Annotated in this window: 1 protein-coding gene; it reads right to left on the bottom strand. The window is 74.1% G+C overall.

Annotated elements, in window-relative coordinates; all coding sequences use genetic code 11:
• Positions 1–1,535, bottom strand: a 1,535-nt coding sequence (locus tag J0670_RS37795) for an MDR/SDR family oxidoreductase (RefSeq protein WP_207817295.1), incomplete at both ends; no start/stop codon positions are given.

Raw genomic sequence — 1,535 nt, 5'->3', positions numbered from 1 at the left:
GCGATCGAGGAGAACAGGACGAAGGTGTCCAGGTCCATGTCCCGGGTGAGCTCGTGCAGGTTCCACGCGGCGTCGGCCTTCGGCCGCATCACGGCTTCCAGCCGCTCCGACGACAGCGCCGTGACCAGCCCGTCGTCCACGATCCCGGCCGCGTGGACGACACCCGTCAACGACACGCCCGCCAGGACGCCGGCCAGCTCGTCACGGTCGGCGACATCACACGCCGCCACCGCGACCTCGACACCCAACTCCTCCAGCTCGGAGGCCAGTTCCGGCATCCCGGCGGCATCGATGCCACGACGCGAGACCAGCAGCAGACGCTCCGCCCGCCCGGTCGCCGCCAGGTGCCGAGCCACCAGACCGCCCAGCGCCCCCGAGGCCCCGGTCAGCAGTACGGTGCCCGCGCGGCCGGCCGCCGCGGGCATGGTCAGGACGACCTTGCCGATGTGACGCGCCTGGCTCAGGAACCGGAACGCGTCCACCGCACGGCGCACGTCCCAGCACGCCACCGGCAGCGGGCGCAGCGCACCGGCCGCGAACAGGCCGGTCAGCTCCCGCAGCATCCGGCCGAGCACGTCCGGGTCCAGTTCCAGCAGGTCGAACGCCCGGTAGGTGACCCCGTGGGCGTGCCGCACCTGCTCCGGGTCCCGGACGTCGGTCTTGCCCATCTCGACGAAACGGCCGCCGGCGGCGGTCAGCCGCAGCGACGCGTCCACGAACTCCCCGGCCAGGGAGTCCAGCACCACGTCCACTCCGCGGCCACCGGACCCGGCACGGAAGGCCTCTTCGAAGTCCGTGGTGCGGGAGGAGGCGATGTGCGACGCCTCGACGCCGAGTCCGCGCACCGCCGCCCACTTGGCCGGCGAGGCGGTCGCGAACACCTCCGCGCCGAGGTGCCGGGCCAGTTGCACCGCAGCGATGCCCACACCGCCGGCGGCGGCGTGGATCAGCACCCGCTCGTCCCGCCGCAGCCCGGCCAGCTCGACCAGCGCGTACCACGCGGTCAGGAACACCAGCGGCGCACCGGCCGCCTCCGCCATCGTCCACCCGGACGGCAGCAATGCCAGCAGCCGCTGGTCCGCCACGGCCTCCGTGGTGAAAGCGCCCGTGAACAGGCCCATCACCTCGTCGCCCGGCCGGAACCCGGTCACGCCCGGACCGACCTCCAGCACGACGCCGGCGCCCTCCAGGCCCAGTCGGCCCGCGTCGCCCGGGTACATGCCGAGCACGTTCAGCACGTCACGGAAGTTCACGCCCGCCGCGCGCAGCGCGACCCGCACCTGGCCGGCACCCAGCGGACCCGCCTCGTCGGCACCCGACAATGTGAGGTTCTCCAGCGTGCCGCGCTCCCGGAAGTCCAGGCTCCACACCCGCTCCGCCGGAACCGGCAGACCGTCCGCGACGCGCGCCAGGCGCGGCACCCGCACCAGACCGGCTCGCACCGCGAACTGCGGCTCGCCGGACGCCACACCCGCCCGCAACCACTCCACGACCTCGGCGGCGGACGCGTCATCCACGTCGGCCAGCACCAGCCG

The organism is Streptomyces sp. FH025 (genome assembly GCF_017427025.1).
Taxonomy (GTDB): domain Bacteria; phylum Actinomycetota; class Actinomycetes; order Streptomycetales; family Streptomycetaceae; genus Kitasatospora.
This window is presented reverse-complemented; position numbering and strand designations above follow the sequence as displayed.